Origin of the sequence: Bernardetia sp. MNP-M8, assembly GCF_037126285.1 — a bacterium.
Classification (GTDB): domain Bacteria; phylum Bacteroidota; class Bacteroidia; order Cytophagales; family Bernardetiaceae; genus Bernardetia.
Window position 1 is genome coordinate 3188375 of record NZ_CP147012.1, and the last position, 15416, is coordinate 3203790.

General features: G+C 32.5%; 12 protein-coding genes. 7 read left to right on the forward strand and 5 right to left on the reverse strand.

Features of this window, described 5'->3' with window-relative positions; all coding sequences use genetic code 11:
- Nucleotides 1-65: 65 nt before the first annotated feature.
- Both V9L04_RS13070 and scpB read right to left on the reverse strand, forming a co-directional pair.
- Nucleotides 66-1241, reverse strand: coding sequence for a pseudouridine synthase (locus V9L04_RS13070; protein ID WP_338790253.1), 1176 nt, complete (start codon nt 1239-1241; stop codon nt 66-68).
- Between the two features lie 149 nt (nt 1242-1390).
- Nucleotides 1391-2062: an SMC-Scp complex subunit ScpB gene (gene scpB, locus V9L04_RS13075; RefSeq protein ID WP_338790254.1), complete on the reverse strand. Its 672-nt coding sequence runs from the start codon at nt 2060-2062 to the stop codon at nt 1391-1393.
- A gap of 487 nt (nt 2063-2549) precedes the next feature.
- Here scpB and V9L04_RS13080 point away from each other — a divergent pair, with 487 nt between their 5' ends.
- Nucleotides 2550-3197, forward strand: coding sequence for an outer membrane lipoprotein carrier protein LolA (locus V9L04_RS13080; RefSeq protein ID WP_338790255.1), 648 nt, complete (start codon nt 2550-2552; stop codon nt 3195-3197).
- Nucleotides 3198-3428: 231 nt separating this feature from the next.
- Nucleotides 3429-3872 carry a hypothetical protein gene (locus V9L04_RS13085; RefSeq protein ID WP_338790256.1) on the forward strand — a complete coding sequence of 148 codons (444 nt, stop codon included), beginning with the start codon at nt 3429-3431 and terminating at the stop codon, nt 3870-3872.
- 197 nt (nt 3873-4069) lie between these two features.
- Here V9L04_RS13085 and V9L04_RS13090 read toward each other — a convergent pair whose 3' ends face one another.
- Nucleotides 4070-4924 (reverse strand): biotin--[acetyl-CoA-carboxylase] ligase, encoded by an 855-nt coding sequence (locus tag V9L04_RS13090; RefSeq protein ID WP_338790257.1) that lies wholly within the window; start codon nt 4922-4924, stop codon nt 4070-4072.
- Between the two features lie 253 nt (nt 4925-5177).
- Between V9L04_RS13090 and rsfS the strand changes: the two genes are divergently transcribed.
- The 4 genes from rsfS (at nt 5178) to V9L04_RS13110 (ending at nt 9654) form a co-directional block, all read left to right on the forward strand.
- Nucleotides 5178-5552, forward strand: coding sequence for a ribosome silencing factor (rsfS, locus tag V9L04_RS13095; RefSeq protein ID WP_338790258.1), 375 nt, complete (start codon nt 5178-5180; stop codon nt 5550-5552).
- A gap of 233 nt (nt 5553-5785) precedes the next feature.
- Entirely contained in the window at nt 5786-7831 is a 2046-nt protein-coding gene (gene ftsH / locus V9L04_RS13100; RefSeq protein ID WP_338790259.1) for an ATP-dependent zinc metalloprotease FtsH, read from the forward strand.
- Nucleotides 7832-8015: 184 nt separating this feature from the next.
- The gene (locus tag V9L04_RS13105) at nt 8016-8762 is read left to right on the forward strand and encodes a DUF2459 domain-containing protein (RefSeq protein WP_338790260.1); all 747 of its coding nucleotides are present in this window, start codon (nt 8016-8018) and stop codon (nt 8760-8762) included.
- Between the two features lie 175 nt (nt 8763-8937).
- Complete coding sequence (locus V9L04_RS13110) at nt 8938-9654, forward strand: carboxypeptidase-like regulatory domain-containing protein (RefSeq protein WP_338790261.1); 717 nt, start codon at nt 8938-8940, stop codon at nt 9652-9654.
- A 161-nt stretch (nt 9655-9815) separates the two neighbouring features.
- Here V9L04_RS13110 and V9L04_RS13115 read toward each other — a convergent pair whose 3' ends face one another.
- Nucleotides 9816-10940, reverse strand: a complete 1125-nt coding sequence (locus tag V9L04_RS13115; RefSeq protein WP_338790262.1) for a YihY/virulence factor BrkB family protein — start codon at nt 10938-10940, stop codon at nt 9816-9818.
- A 533-nt stretch (nt 10941-11473) separates the two neighbouring features.
- On the opposite strand from V9L04_RS13115, the gene eno reads away from it, so the two are divergent.
- Nucleotides 11474-12751 carry a phosphopyruvate hydratase gene (gene eno / locus V9L04_RS13120; protein WP_338790263.1) on the forward strand — a complete coding sequence of 426 codons (1278 nt, stop codon included), beginning with the start codon at nt 11474-11476 and terminating at the stop codon, nt 12749-12751.
- Nucleotides 12752-12881: 130 nt separating this feature from the next.
- Here eno and V9L04_RS13125 read toward each other — a convergent pair whose 3' ends face one another.
- Nucleotides 12882-15134: a sodium-translocating pyrophosphatase gene (locus tag V9L04_RS13125; RefSeq protein ID WP_338790264.1), complete on the reverse strand. Its 2253-nt coding sequence runs from the start codon at nt 15132-15134 to the stop codon at nt 12882-12884.
- Between the last annotated feature and the right edge of the window lie 282 nt (nt 15135-15416).

Here is a 15416-nt window from a genome sequence, read left to right on the forward strand (position 1 = left end):
TCAGACCTTTTTGTATTTTCATATATTTCAGTTCTAACTTCTAAAATCAGACTTCTAAATTTATTCTACTGTCCTCTTTTATTAAAGAAACGCAAACGAATAATTTCCCGTTCGTTCAAAAGACGATATTGTCCACGCCCTAGCGTTTCTTTGGTAAGTCCTGCATAGACAGTTCTGTCTAATCTAATTACTTCATAGCCTAAGTGAGCAAACATGCGTCTTACAATTCTGTTTTTGCCAATATGAAGTTCTACTCCTACTGAAAGACCATCAGGTGATAAAATAGCTGCCCCATCTGCTTTGGCTAATCCGTCTTCAAGCTGTAAACCTTCTTTTAATTGCTCTACTTCTTCTTCCGAAAATGGCTTGTCTAATGTTACTCTGTATATTTTCTGAACTTCATACGAAGGATGAGAAAGTTGTTTTGCCATTTCTCCGTCATTTGTAAAAAGTAAAAGTCCTGTAGTATTTCTGTCTAGTCTTCCTACTGGATAAATGCGTTCTGTGGTTGCTTTTTTGACCAAATCCATTACAGTTTTGCGTCCTTTTGGGTCACTTGTAGTTGTAATAAAATCTTTTGGCTTATTTAGAAGAACATACACAGGTTTCTCTTTGCGAAGAACTTTACCTTTATATTTTACCTCGTCGGTTGGTCTTACTTTAAAACCTAATTCTTTTACTACTTTTCCATTTACACTAATTTCTCCTTTTGCAATAAGTGTATCAGCTTCTCTACGAGAACACACACCTGAATTTGAAATGTAACGATTCAGTCTCCAAATTTCATTATTGCTGTTTGAAGAATACGAATTTTCTTTTGCTTTATCAGAGGTTATATTTTTTGCAGCAACACGAGTAGGACGTTCAAATTTTTTGTCCATTTTTTTGAAATTCTTGTCTTTACTTTTTCGATCTTCAAAACTTCTATCTTTTTGATAGGTTTTTTCAGTAGATTCTGTGCGCTCTGTTCTGTTTGGTCTTTCTGTACGTTCTGAATTAGTTGTTTTTTCTTGTCTTAATTTAGGAGCTGTTTTTTTTGAAATAGTTTTATTTTCTTCTTGCTTTAGTTTTTCATCTTGTTTCTTTTTCTCAAAATGAGGATTAGGTTTGTTCTTCGCTTTTGCAAAACGATTACTTTTCAAGTTTCCTTTTTCAGCTGATTTGAGTTTAGGTTTGAAGGCAGAATTGTTATCTAAGTTAGAATCTTTTTTTTGATTTGGCTGCTTATCGTTATTTTTCATTGAATATCTTTTCAGTTTGTTAATAAAATTACGAGCGCATCTCGCAATTGTTTTTAATGATTGGCTTTTAGTGATTGATGAAATAACTTATCTTATTCAAATTTATTTGTTATGAAATTTTAGTTATATGCATCACTAATAATTAATCACTAATCGTTAGTTTCTTCTTGATTTTTTTTGTCTTGAATAGCTTTTGTTCCTCGTTGAAATTTGAAGAGTGAAAATTCATCACCTTCTTCGTCTTCCAAATTCGATTGTAATCTAGCTTGTTTTTGTGCAGATTCTACATCTTCAGCAGACAAATCTTCTGGCATTGGCAAATCATCTAAGGAATTAATTCCGAAATAGTGCATAAACTTATCAGAAGTTCCGTACAAAATAGGACGACCAGCTGTTTTATCTTTTCCCTTAATTACTAAAAGTTCTTTTTCTAATAATTTCTGAACGGCATAGTCACAACTTACACCACGTATGGCTTCTAGTTTTGATTTTGTAATAGGCTGTTTGTAAGCAATAAGAGCAAGCGTTTCGATAGCAGATTTTGAAAGTTTACGTTTTGCTCTTTGAGTAAGCAACAAACTTATACTACTCTGAAATTCGGATTTGGTCAAGAATTGGAATCCTCCTGCAATTGCTTTTATTTCGATTGCAAAATCAGCTTGTTCATAGCGTTTTTGTAATACTTCTATAGCATCATCTATATCTTGTTTTGGAACTTCTGTACCGAAAAGCTCCTCTAAAACCTTTTGAATTTCTTTTACAGAAATAGGAGAGGGAGAACAAAAAATAAGAGATTCTATATGATTGAGTAAATATTGCACGATGAATTACGAATGGGTCACTTGTAGGGATACAAGCAACAGATATTTTGTAAGAATAAATGAATAAGAAATTTTAAATTGAGATTTTTTATTTAAAAAATCTATTTTAAACCATTACTCGTGTCTACCACGAGTGATTTAGCTACTAAAAAATCAAGTAGGCAAAGGTACGACTTTTTCCACAACTTTCTGAAAAATAGAAGACTAGAAATTTATTTTTTTTCTCATAAAATAAATTTTTAAGGCTAAAATTCATTTCGGATGTTCGTTGTTTTTTATTTTTTTATTCTTGGAAAAACACAATGCTGTTTTACTTTTCATTTGGAACGGTTATTGAATCTAGGAACAATAGTAACATTTAAATAAAATCCTGTCTTAGTACTTCGGTACGCTTTTAGTAACTATTTAATTAAAAGATAAATTAAAGACTAAAAACGAATTCAAAATACATCGAAGTATTCAACAAAAACTTAATAATACCATCATAATGAGAAAGATTTTTATAATTTTCATTGCTTTATTTTTTGCACATGTTGCAACTAATTTTACTTATGCTCAAGATGCTCAAGCTCGTACACTTTTAGATGCAATGAGTAATAAGTATAAAAAATATAATTCATTTAGAGCTACTTTTACATCAAATTTAGCGAGTGAGTCTGAAAGCATTAATGAATCACTTACAGGAACAATTACTGTAAAAGGAAACAAATACCACCTTAAAACGCAAGGTCAAGAGATTTACAACGACCACAAAACAGTTTGGACATTTTTAGATGATGCCAACGAAGTAACTATTACAAGTTATGACGAAGCTGATGGTCTCAATCCAACTGATATTTTTGATATTTATAAAAAAGGATATAAATATGTAGTGGTAGAAGAAGTGAAAGTTGGTGGAAGAGCACACAAAGTAATTGATTTAGTTCCAGAAGATAAAAACTTACAATTCTTTAAGGTTCGTTTGACTATTGATAAGGCAAATTATAGTCTTGCAAGCTGGAATATTTTTGAAAAAAATGGACGTGTTCATTCTTACAAAATTGCTGATTTCCAACCTAATGTTTCGGTAACAGATGCTGATTTTCAGTTTAATAAAGCCAAACATCCAAATGTTGAAGAAGTAGACTTAAGATAGATACTAGTTTGTTTCAAAACGGTTAAAGATATTAGATTTTCCCTATTTACTTTTATTATAAAGTAAGTAGGGAATTTTTTTTGAATAAGTTTAAATAAAAATGAATTTTTTTTTCTATCAGATTAAACCTTCATTTTTACTTGGTATCTAACCTTACGAAAACGACTTAATCAAACTTCTTGATTGGGTTACTTAAATTAAATGTCACTAAACTTTTTTTATTTAAAAATTATGAAAACTCAAAAAATCACTTTGAACATTATTGGCAAAATTGCTCTTTTATCACTTCTTTTCTTTTTTGTTGGAATGACTACAACTTTTGCTCAAAAACGAGGAAAACGTGACAATGATGCTACACCCACTGAAAAAGCAGAAAAACGCTCTCAAAAATGGAAAACTGAATTTGGATTGAATGATACACAAACTGCTCAACTCAAAACTGCTCTTATAACAAGAATTACAGCAACTGATGCAATAAAAAATGAGGGAAAAAGTCCTGAAAAAAGAGAGCAACGTAAAGCAATCATGACTGAGTTTGATACCCAAGTAAAAAGTATTTTTACAGATGCACAATATGCAGCTTACGAGAAAAAGAAAGCTGAGAAAAAAGATAAAATGAAAGAAAATAGAGGAAAGAGAGGGCAAGGAACAGATATGGACGATGACGGTTTTTAATGTAAATTCTGATGTTACTCAAAAGGCTGCTCTGTGTGCCACAGAGCAGGGTTGAAAAAAACTAAATCCGTGTTCTGTGGCACACAGAACACTAAACTGCGTAACATCAGTAAATTGTTATTTAAGACTATCAAAGCAAAAACTTTAACTATTTATTCTCTAAGAATATTTAGTTAAAGTTTTTTTATGAGATTAGTTTATGTGTATAAAAATTCAATTTCTTTATTCTCAAAATAGCTAATTTTTCCATTTTGACCTGCTACCTCTAAGGCTAGTTTTCCTTCTGGGTTGATTCCCAAAATTTGTCCTGTAATTTTCTGATTTTTGATTTTATCTTTATAATAATGCCATTCTTGATATCGAAAAAGATGAGAAAGATAATCAGCTCTAAGTATTTCTTTTTTTCCTGCCCTTAATTGCAAATAACGTTTTTCTATAAAAAATAGAATTTCAGTTAAAATATTTTCTTTATTCCATTCTTTTCCAGTTAGTTCCTGTAATGAAACAGCTCTATTGGTAGTGTCATTTTTATCAAAAATCTGATTGATATTAATTCCAATTCCTACAATACTTTGATTTATTGATTGTGAATTGATTTGATTTTCTATCAAAATCCCTCCAATTTTTTGGTCTTTGTATTCATTCCCAACTTGATGATTTATAAAAATATCATTTGTCCATTTTATCTGAAAAGAATCAGCAATATCTGGATAATTAGTTTTCATAACTTCCTCTAGCGCATCACGAACACCCAACGAAACAGCGATGGTAATCCAAAAAGATTCTTTTGGAGATAAAAAAGTAGGAGTAAGCAAAATAGAAAAAGTAAGATTTTGATTTTCTTGTGCTGTCCAACTATTTCCTCGTTGTCCTTTTCCTTGTGTTTGATGATTTGTCCAAAGAAGCGTTCCTTCAAAAAGTGTATTTTGTGCTTTTTTTTTCTGTTCGGTAGTATGAAAAGCCAAACTCTCGTTGGTAGACTGACAGCTTGGCAGATAAATTTGATTTTGTCCTATAAAAAGTCCCTTTGTATGAATTTTGTAATTGCTCATTGTAAATGAATATTTTGACTATAATTTACTTATTAATACTGTATCTTTGTAGTTAAACTTTTGGCTACAGTATAGTTTTTAGATACTATAAATTTGATTTTATCTCAAAATTGGAACAAAATCTTTATCCTACTTGTAATTCAAGAGTGCAAATTCGTTAATAAGTAAAAATAAATAAAATCAAAATTATGAAAGCTGCTTAAAAAATAATCGCTTTCCTCTAATTTTTGAATAAAAATACTAAATCTATACTATGACTCAAAAACAGTCTGTTACTTCACAAATGCTTTCTCAAGCTGTAGTGGCTGGTCTTCAAGACCGAAAAGGAAAATCAATTACTCTTCTTGACCTTCGTGATGTCAAAAATTCTATTGCAGATTATTTTATTATCTGTACTGGAACTTCTGATACGCACGTAGATGCATTAAAAAGCTCGGTAGAAGTAGAAACCTACAAACAATATAAACAAGACCCTTGGCACGTAGAAGGTAGAGAAAATCGTCAATGGATTTTGATGGATTATGTAGATGTTGTAGTTCATATTTTTCAAGCTGAAAAAAGAGATCGATTTGGCTTAGAAGAACTTTGGGGAGATGCAAAAATTACTCAAATTCCTGATTTGGATTAGAACAGAATAGATATAAAAAATGGTAAAAATCAGAACAGAATTTTGAATAATTCTGTTTTGTGCTTTTTTTGATAAAATGATTACAAACAATAGAACTAACTTTTCGTTTACATAACCGATAATTTAGATTCATAGTTGAATACAATTAGAAACCGAAATATAAAATAGATTTAGTATTTAGTTCATTCTAAAACAAATCCTATAAATTATACTACTTATATACTTTTTTATAAATGGCGACAGAAAAAGATACTAAAACAGAAAAAGACACCAAGGGAACAAAGAATACCAAAAACACGAAGAATCCAATTCGTAATAATATACCAAAAGGTACAGGAGGCAACTATCAAATTTGGTTGTCTGGTCTTCTGATTGCACTGATTTTGGGAGCATGGTATCTCAATCAAAGTACCACTATCAAAACTTATGAACAAGATTTTGATAAAATGGCTCGTGCTGGAGATATTGAAAGTGTAAAACTCATTACAAATAAAAATATTGTAGAGCTTACACTTACAGAAGAAGCTCTTAAAAAAGATAAATATGCAAATGAGCTAAAACAAAAAAATCCTTTTGGCGCAATTATCGAAAAACCACCTCATTATTTTTTAAATATTACAAGTGGTGAGAGTTTTAAAGAAGATTTTGATAAACTTCAAGCTGATTTGCCTGCTGATAAACGTATAAAATATGATGTAGGACAAGAAGCTGATTTTAGTGGAGTAATCTTCACTTGGGGATTCTTGATTCTTATTTTGGTAGCTTTTTGGTTTTTGATGCGTAGAATGACAGGTGGAGGAGCTGGTGGACAGATATTTAATATCGGAAAAGCTAAAGTTTCTTTATTTGATACAGAAAATAAAGTAAAAATTACTTTTGAAGATGTTGCAGGATTAGATGAAGCCAAACAAGAAGTAGAAGAAGTAGTAGATTTCCTTCGTCAGCCAACAAAATACACAGAATTAGGTGGAAAGATTCCTAAAGGTGTTCTATTAGTAGGCCCTCCAGGTACGGGTAAAACATTACTAGCGAAAGCTGTTGCTGGTGAAGCTGGCGTTCCGTTTTTCTCGCTTTCAGGTTCTGATTTTGTAGAAATGTTTGTAGGTGTTGGGGCTGCTCGTGTACGTGATTTGTTCAAACAAGCAAAAGAAAAAGCTCCTTGTATTATCTTTATTGATGAAATTGATGCAATTGGTCGTTCTCGTGGTGGTGGAAAGCAACCTGGTTCGAATGATGAGCGTGAAAATACATTGAACTCTCTTTTAGTGGAAATGGATGGTTTTTCTACCGATGCAGGTGTAATTATCTTAGGAGCTACCAATCGTCCAGATGTTTTGGATAGTGCTTTGATGCGCCCAGGTCGTTTTGATAGACAAATTAGTATTGATAAGCCAGATATTAAAGGAAGAGAAGCGATTTTTAAAGTTCATTTAGAGCCTTTGAAAACTGCTCCTGAAATAGATGCGAAAAAATTAGCTGCCCAAACCCCTGGTTTTGCAGGTGCAGAAATTGCAAATGTTTGTAACGAAGCTGCTTTGATTGCTGCTCGTGAAAACAAAAAAGAAATTGGAATGATTGACTTTGAAAGTGCCATTGATAGAGTTATTGGTGGGCTAGAAAAGAAAAACAAAATCATTTCTCCAGAAGAAAAGAAAATTGTTGCTTACCATGAAGCAGGACATGCTGTGGCTGGTTGGTTCTTAGAGCATGCAGACCCATTGGTTAAAGTTTCTATTGTTCCTCGTGGAATTGCAGCTTTAGGATATGCACAGTATTTACCAAAAGAACAGTTTTTATATACTGTCGAACAGCTTACTGATGAAATGTGTATGGCTTTAGGTGGGCGTGCAGCCGAAGAGCTTACTTTTGGTAAAATCTCAACAGGTGCATTATCTGACCTTGAAAGAATTACAAAAATGGCATATAGTATGGTTTCTGTCTATGGAATGAATCCAAAAATTGGTAATGTTTCATTTTATGATGCACAGCGTTCAGAGTTTTCAGGAAAACCTTACTCTGATGCAACAGCCCAAATTATTGATGAAGAAGTAAAAGAAATGGTAGAAAGAGCATATATTTTTACCAAAGAATTACTTTCAAAGCATAGAAATCATTTAGAATTAATTGCAAAAGAACTTTTGGAAAAAGAAGTATTATTTCAAAGTGATTTGGAAAAATTGATTGGCAAACGTCCGTTTGATAAACCAACAAATTATGAAAAACACACGAAAAATGGATTTGATGATGTTTTAGAGGGTAATTTAGACCCTTTGACATAATTAATATTGAATCTTAAATCAGTTTTTTATACAAAAAAGCCTTTACTAATTCGTTTTAGTGAAGGCTTTTTTTGAGTTCAAGAAAAAAGAATAGGTAAGCAATAATTTGAATTTATGGATTTTCTGAACTTATGACATCTAGTGAGTAAGTTAATTTAATCTCAACTTAATAATTCTTACAAAAATGAGTCGAAAAAAAAACTATTTATTCTGTTTTCTGCGTTGGAGTTTCAAAATGATTCTCTTTAGCATTTCTTTTTATCTACTCTTTGTGCTTATTGGAGGTTATATTTGGACTGTCAAACCAAAAGCATCAAACTCTAATTTAGAAAACAATGAGATAGAGATTTATGTGACCTCAAATGGATTACATACTGATATTGTTATTCCTATTCAAATTGAAACTGATTTTTTCAAAGTTCTCAGTCAAGATTCTATCCTTAATTCTTATTTAGGAAAAACTAATTCTTATAAATGGCTTTCTGTTGGTTGGGGAGATAAAGGTTTTTATAATGAATCTTATAATGGAGGTTTTCCCTCTGTTTCTGCGTGTTTGAATGCTGCTTTTGTTCCCTCTGAAACACTTATGCACTTAGATTTTTATAAAAATAACCTATTAGAAAATGAAAACTGTAAGAAAATAAAGTTAAAAAAAGAGGAATATCAGAAGTTATTGCAACATATTACAATGAGTTTCCGAACTGTAAGAGAAGATTCCGAAAGTAAAGTGCAGCATATAACTAATCAGACAAAATTTATTCGGTTACCACAAAAAGGATATTCTAATTCTGACTATTTTTTTGAAGCAAAAGGTAATTATCATTTATTCTATACTTGCAATAGTTGGACAAATGAAGGCTTGCAAAAAGCAAATCAAAAAACAGCTCACTTTTCTCCCTTTGCACAAACAATTCTATATCATTTGAATTAAAAATATAAAAATCTAACATAAATCTACAACCAACCTAACAAAAGGATATAAAAATCTATTATCTTAGTAGAATAAATTGACTAAAAAAATACTTTCAACATAATTATTGATTCAAAATTTTTTACTTAGAATGAAATTTTTGGTTAAATAAAAAGAAACACTAACTAAATAAGCTATGAGCCAAATTGCAAATTTTACAAAAACTTCAATTAAAAACTCGATTCTAAAATATGGAATTACTTTTCTAATTGTATTTATTTCTACTACTTATTTTTCATCTTTTTCCTTTGGACAAGGAGAGAATCAAATGGTTCGTTTTTCAGGAATTGTAGTGGAGGGCGATAGTTTGTATGGTGTTTCGGGCGTGCATATTTATATTCCTAGAGCAGGACGAGGAAGTGTAACAAATGCGCTAGGTTATTTTTCGATGCCAGCTATGGAAGGCGATACTGTTATGGTAAGTGCAGTAGGCTATAAAAGTTCAAAAATAGTGATTCCTAAGCGAGGAGAACCTTTATATTCTGTTGTGATAGATTTGAAAGAAAATATTCAGATGTTAAATGAAATTGTTGTTTTGCCATATAAAAATTCGACAGAGTTTAAAGACATGGTTTTGGCAATGGATACCTCTGACCCACTTATAGAACAAATGAAAGAAAATTTGGATAGTGAAAGGCTTAATCAAATGGCTGCAAATATGCCAATGAATGCTAATTCGAATTATAGATATTTGATGCAACAAAATCTCAATTCAAGAAATAATAAGTTTTTTGCGCCTTCTATTCCTCTTCTAAATCCGTTTGCTTGGTCGAAGTTTATTGAATCAATTAGAAACAAAGATTATAAAAAACCACTAAGGACAACAACAGGTGGAAGTAGTGGAGGAAATTAATTTCCTCCAAACTTATAAAAAACTCTTTCTCAAAACTAATCAAAACTAAAAAGACAGTTTGGGAAAGAGTTTTTTTATGCGCTCATCAGTAAGGTAAGATAGATAAGTATAGTTCTAATTTGATTGATGTTAAATCTAGTCTTTTCTAGTCTTTATCTTCTCTATTCTTTCTCTTCATTTTTATTTTCTGTTTCTTCTTTAATCTTATTTTCTTCAGCTTCTATTTCTTTGTCTGGTTCTGCTTTTTGTGGTTCATTTATTATTTTTGCTTCTTCCTGTTTTTCCTTGTCTTGTAGTTCTAAATCTTTAGCTATGCTTTCTCGCCATACTCTACGCCTTCTGACAGCTATTTTTCGTGCTTTTTCTATGCTTACATTTATCTCAAAACCAAAAAGAATAACTAAAGAAATAACAAAGAGCCAAAACATAAATCCTACGAAAGTTCCAATCGAACCATACAATCTATTATAAGTATTAAAGTAATTTATATAATACGAAAATCCTACTGAAACAGCAACACACGAAAAAGAAGCCAAAATTGCACCTACACCATACGTACGCCAAGGAATTTTAAGAGCTGGTGCAAAACGATACAACATAGAAAGGGTAAGAAGAATAATTAAAAAGGCAACAATATATCTCAGAATTTGAATGCTGTAATAGAGTCCATCTTGACTCATAAGGTCATGAAAAATCAAGAAATTGAGTAGGTATTCACCTACAATAATTAAGACAATGGTAAGCAATAAAAGAACTGTAAAAATAAGTGTTAAGCTAAGAGCTGTAATTCTTTTTTTGATAAAATTTCGCTTATCAATAATTCGCTGTGAACGGCTAAAAGCATCCATAAAACCAATTGTTCCACTTGTTGCAGCAAAAAGTGCAGCCACAAAACCAAAAGATAAAAGTCCTCCTCGCTGTTTGCTGACAATATCATAAATGGTTGTGTCTATAAAAGCGTAAATCCCATTAGGAACAATGGCATTGAGTTCTGTAAAGATACGTTCTTCTAAATCTGGAATTTGTAAATAAGGAATAAGAGTAAACAAAAAGATTACAAATGGAAAAATAGCTAAAGTAAGATTAAAAGCAATCCCACTGGCACGGTCAGGAACGGCATCTTTTTGTATCTTAGAAAAAAAAATTCCTAAAATTAAATACAAATTAAATTCTGGGTTTTTCCTAAAATGAACATTCCCCAAAAAACGCTCAAAACCCTCTATTCGTCTGTGATTACGGATTCGATGAGAAGTTTTTTTGAGTCGTTCTCTAATTTTTTTACGCATAAATTCAAATTGGTTTAGCTAACAAACATAAATTAGCTAATAAAGTCTTTTAGTGAGTATGTGTTATCTATTTTAAAGCTGTTTTAAGAAGATAATTTTTCTATAAAGTTAGCTTGTAAAAATCTATTTTATAGAAAAATAATATAGTATTTGTTATGTTTGAGTGTGGCAATACCAATAAAAATAGTGCATCTATTAAGTGCATCTATTATTTATTCTTAAGTTACTTCTACTTCTTCAACTTTTAAGAAAAGCAAATAGTTTTAGTTTCAATTTAATCAAAAATCTAGTTAGAAAACGATTTATCTAAATAATTATTCAGATTTTTTAAATCTAAAACACTTACTTCTATCTTTTTCTGCTACATTTTTATAAATAATACTAAGCTAACTTAAAGATAGAGATAGATTTAGGTTCAAACTTGCCATATTTCAATTAAGAAACTACCTTTGTATTATCGTACTTATTTTTGTAACAAAATAATAAGTTTCCAATCTTTACTCATATTCATTCCAAAAAAACACACTTTATTCATGGCTCAAATTCAGCATATTCACGCACGTCAGATTTTAGATTCAAGAGGAAATCCAACTATTGAAGTAGATTTGCACACTTCAAAAGGAAATATGGGGCGTGCTGCCGTTCCTTCTGGTGCATCGACAGGAAAACACGAAGCTGTCGAACTTAGAGATAATGATGAAACAGCTTATTTAGGAAAAGGAGTTTTACAAGCTGTAAAACACGTAAATGAAATTATTGCGCCTGAGCTTATTGGTTTTTCAGTTTTTGACCAAAATATTGTTGATAAACTGATGCTTGAGATTGATGGAACACCCAATAAATCAAAATTAGGTGCAAATGCTATGCTTGGTATTTCGCTTGCTCTTTCAAAAGCTGCAGCAAAAGAAGCAAATCTTCCTTTGTATCGTTACATTGGTGGTGTAAATGCAAACACACTTCCTTTGCCAATGATGAATATTTTGAATGGAGGTTCGCACGCTGACAATGCTATTGATTTTCAAGAGTTTATGATTATGCCTGTTGGCGCAAGGCGTTTTTCAGATTCATTGAGAATGGGAACAGAAATTTTTCATCACTTAAAAACAGTCTTGAAGAAAAAAGGACTTTCTACAAATGTAGGTGATGAAGGAGGATTTGCTCCAAATCTTCGCTCAAATGTAGAAGCGATTGAAGTTGTTTTACAAGCCATTGAAGCAGCAGGTTACCAAGCTGGTAAAGATGTATTTATTGCTCTTGATGCTGCAAGTTCAGAATTTTATGATGCAAAAGAAAAAGTATATCATTTTCATAAGTCAACTGGCGACAAACTTACTTCTGACCAAATGGCTGAATATTGGGCAGATTGGTGCAAGCAATATCCTATCTTGTCAATTGAAGATGGAATGGATGAAGATGATTGGAGTGGATGGCAAAAACTAACTCAACTTGTTGGCGATAGAGTTCAATTAGTTGGAGATGATCTTTTTGTAACGAATGTAAAACGAGTACAAGAAGGAATTGAAAAGCAAGTAGCTAATTCGGTGTTGATAAAAGTAAATCAAATTGGAACACTAACAGAAACAATTGATACTGTAAATCTTGCACATAGAAACGAATATAAAACCGTTATGTCGCATAGAAGTGGAGAAACAGAAGACAACACAATTGCAGACTTGGCAGTTGCACTCAATACAGGACAAATCAAAACAGGTTCGGCTTCTCGTTCTGATCGTATGGCAAAATACAATCAACTTCTCAGAATAGAGGAAGAATTAGGCGAAGCAGCTTATTTCCCAGGTTTGGATTTTTAAAAAATAGAGAATAATCAATAGGAGAAATATCAACTATAAAAAAACCTTTTACTCTCCTAAAGTAAAAGGTTTTTTGCTGAAAAGTCATACATCAAAAGCTTATCTCAGACTATTTCTAAACTATTTTAAACTATTTCTTAAAATCAGAAATAATAATTTTACTAGTATTAGAATTAAAAGCTAAATCAGATTTCTTTTGACTATTCTCTACTTGAATAATTTTTGGAACAGGAATTTCTAATTCTGAATGATTTCCTTCATTTACGCTAATGTGAGGAGCAATAATCAAAGAAACAATAGACATAAGTTTAATCAAAATATTCATTGAAGGACCAGAAGTATCTTTGAAAGGATCACCTACTGTATCACCTGTAACGGCAGCTTTGTGAGGTTCAGAACCTTTGTAATACATTTTACCATCAATTTCAACTCCTTTTTCAAAAGATTTTTTAGCATTATCCCAAGCTCCACCAGCATTTGACTGAAACATTGCCATTAAAACTCCTGACGAAGTAACACCTGCTAAAAGTCCACCTAAAATTTCGGCAGAACTCACATTTGCAAAAACGCCTTTAAATCCGAAACCGATAACAATAGGAACAATAATCGCAATCGCCCCTGGTAACATCATTTCACGAATGGCAGCCTTTGTAGAAATCTGAACACAACGGTCGTAATCAGGTGTTCCTGTTCCGTCCATAATTCCTTTAATTTCTCTAAATTGACGACGAACCTCCTTAACCATTTCCATAGCTGCACGACCTACGGCAGAAATTGCCAACGCCGAAAACACAAAAGGAATCATCGCTCCTACTAAAAGTCCAGCCAAAACAGGAGCTTTATAGAGGTCAATCGCACTAATTCCAGAAATACCAACAAAGGCAGCAAAAAGAGCAAGTGAAGTAAGGGCGGCTGAAGCAATAGCAAATCCTTTTCCTACGGCAGCCGTAGTGTTTCCTGCTGCATCTAAAATATCTGTACGCTCACGCACTTCGGGAGCTAAATGACTCATTTCTGCAATTCCACCCGCATTATCAGCCACAGGACCAAATGCATCAACGGCAAGCTGCATTCCTGTTGTTGCCATCATTCCTGCTGCTGCCATAGCAACACCATAAAACCCAGCTACTGCATAAGCTCCTACAATTCCACCAGCCAAAACTAATGTTGGAAGTGTTGTAGAGTGCATTCCGACAGCCAAACCTGCAATAATATTTGTTGCTCCCCCTGTTGCAGATTGTTTAATAATAGAGTTTACAGGACCTTTTCCCATTGAACAAAAATATTCTGTAATATAAGACATGGCTGCTCCTACGGCAAGACCAATTGCAATTGCCCAAAAAACGCCCATTGAAGAGAATGCAAAACCTCTAAAATTCATCGTTTGAGGAAGCATCCAAGTTACCAAGAAATAAGAAGCAATCAGAGTAAGCAGAATTGCAGCCCAGTTTCCAATATTTAGAGCTGTTTGTACATTTCCACCTTCTTTTACACGAACAAATGCAGCACCAACCATAGAAAAAATTGCTCCCAAGCCTGCTATCATCATAGGTAAAAGAATTGGAGAAAGTCCATTGAACTCATCAAAAACTTTAATTTCTCTACCCAAAATCATGGCAGCCAAAATAGTAGCTACATACGAACCAAAAAGGTCTGCACCCATTCCTGCTACATCTCCTACATTATCACCTACGTTATCAGCAATTGTGGCAGGGTTACGAGGGTCATCTTCAGGAATTCCTGCTTCTACTTTTCCTACAAGATCAGCTCCTACATCGGCAGCTTTTGTATAAATTCCTCCTCCTACACGAGCAAAAAGAGCAATACTTTCAGCTCCTAAAGAAAATCCTGTCAAGACTTCAAGAGCCATTTCCATTTCTAAGCCATTTACTCCTACGCCTACACGCTGCACAAAATACCAGTAAAAAGCAATAAAAAGAGAGCCTACTCCCAAAATAGCCAAACCAGCAACGCCCATTCCCATAACTGCACCACCTGCAAAAGAAACATCTAAGGCTTTAGAAAGACTTGTTTTTGCAGCTTCTGCTGTTCTTACATTCGCTTTTGTAGCGATACGCATTCCGATAAAACCAGCTAATGCAGAAAAAAAAGCACCAATAATAAATGAACCTACAATAGCAGGATGTGAATTAGCATTTGTCATTCCTAAGAAAAACAAACCCAAACAAGCAATGACTACAAAACCAGCCATAACTTTGTACTCAGCCTTTAAGAATGACATTGCACCTTCGGCAATGTAGCGAGCAATTGTGGTCATTCTTTCGTCGCCAGCAGGCTGTTTGCTGACCCAAGCCGAACGAATGGCTGTATAAATAAGCGCAAGAACCCCAAAAAGAGGTACTAGATAAATGATATTTTCCATTAAAGAGGGATAAAATTAAATTGTAAATTGAATTTGTGCATTAGAACATCTAAAATTCTAATTTTTTATGACAATTCAAACAAAAATTTTATTTTTCTTGTAAAAAGAAGTGAATTATATGGATTTGTGAGTATTTTTAAATAAAAACGTCAATTGTATTTTGTAATATATAGAGTTGAAAAAAATATAAATTATTCTGATACAGAAAACTCTTATTACCAATAAATGGTGGTGTTGTAAAAATTATGATAAGTTAGGCATTGTGGTCAGTTTGTTAAGGTC

Excerpts from the sequence above, each read along its gene's own strand:
- V9L04_RS13070 (WP_338790253.1), bottom strand. The coding sequence starts at position 1,241 with ATGAAAAATAACGATAAGCAGCCAAATCAAAAAAAAGATTCTAACTTA.
- V9L04_RS13080 (WP_338790255.1), top strand. The coding sequence starts at position 2,550 with ATGAGAAAGATTTTTATAATTTTCATTGCTTTATTTTTTGCACATGTT.
- V9L04_RS13085 (WP_338790256.1), top strand. The coding sequence starts at position 3,429 with ATGAAAACTCAAAAAATCACTTTGAACATTATTGGCAAAATTGCTCTT.
- V9L04_RS13090 (WP_338790257.1), bottom strand. The coding sequence starts at position 4,924 with ATGAGCAATTACAAAATTCATACAAAGGGACTTTTTATAGGACAAAAT.
- rsfS (WP_338790258.1), top strand. The coding sequence starts at position 5,178 with ATGACTCAAAAACAGTCTGTTACTTCACAAATGCTTTCTCAAGCTGTA.
- ftsH (WP_338790259.1), top strand. The coding sequence starts at position 5,786 with ATGGCGACAGAAAAAGATACTAAAACAGAAAAAGACACCAAGGGAACA.
- V9L04_RS13105 (WP_338790260.1), top strand. The coding sequence starts at position 8,016 with ATGAGTCGAAAAAAAAACTATTTATTCTGTTTTCTGCGTTGGAGTTTC.
- V9L04_RS13110 (WP_338790261.1), top strand. The coding sequence starts at position 8,938 with ATGAGCCAAATTGCAAATTTTACAAAAACTTCAATTAAAAACTCGATT.
- V9L04_RS13115 (WP_338790262.1), bottom strand. The coding sequence starts at position 10,940 with ATGCGTAAAAAAATTAGAGAACGACTCAAAAAAACTTCTCATCGAATC.
- eno (WP_338790263.1), top strand. The coding sequence starts at position 11,474 with ATGGCTCAAATTCAGCATATTCACGCACGTCAGATTTTAGATTCAAGA.
- V9L04_RS13125 (WP_338790264.1), bottom strand. The coding sequence starts at position 15,134 with ATGGAAAATATCATTTATCTAGTACCTCTTTTTGGGGTTCTTGCGCTT.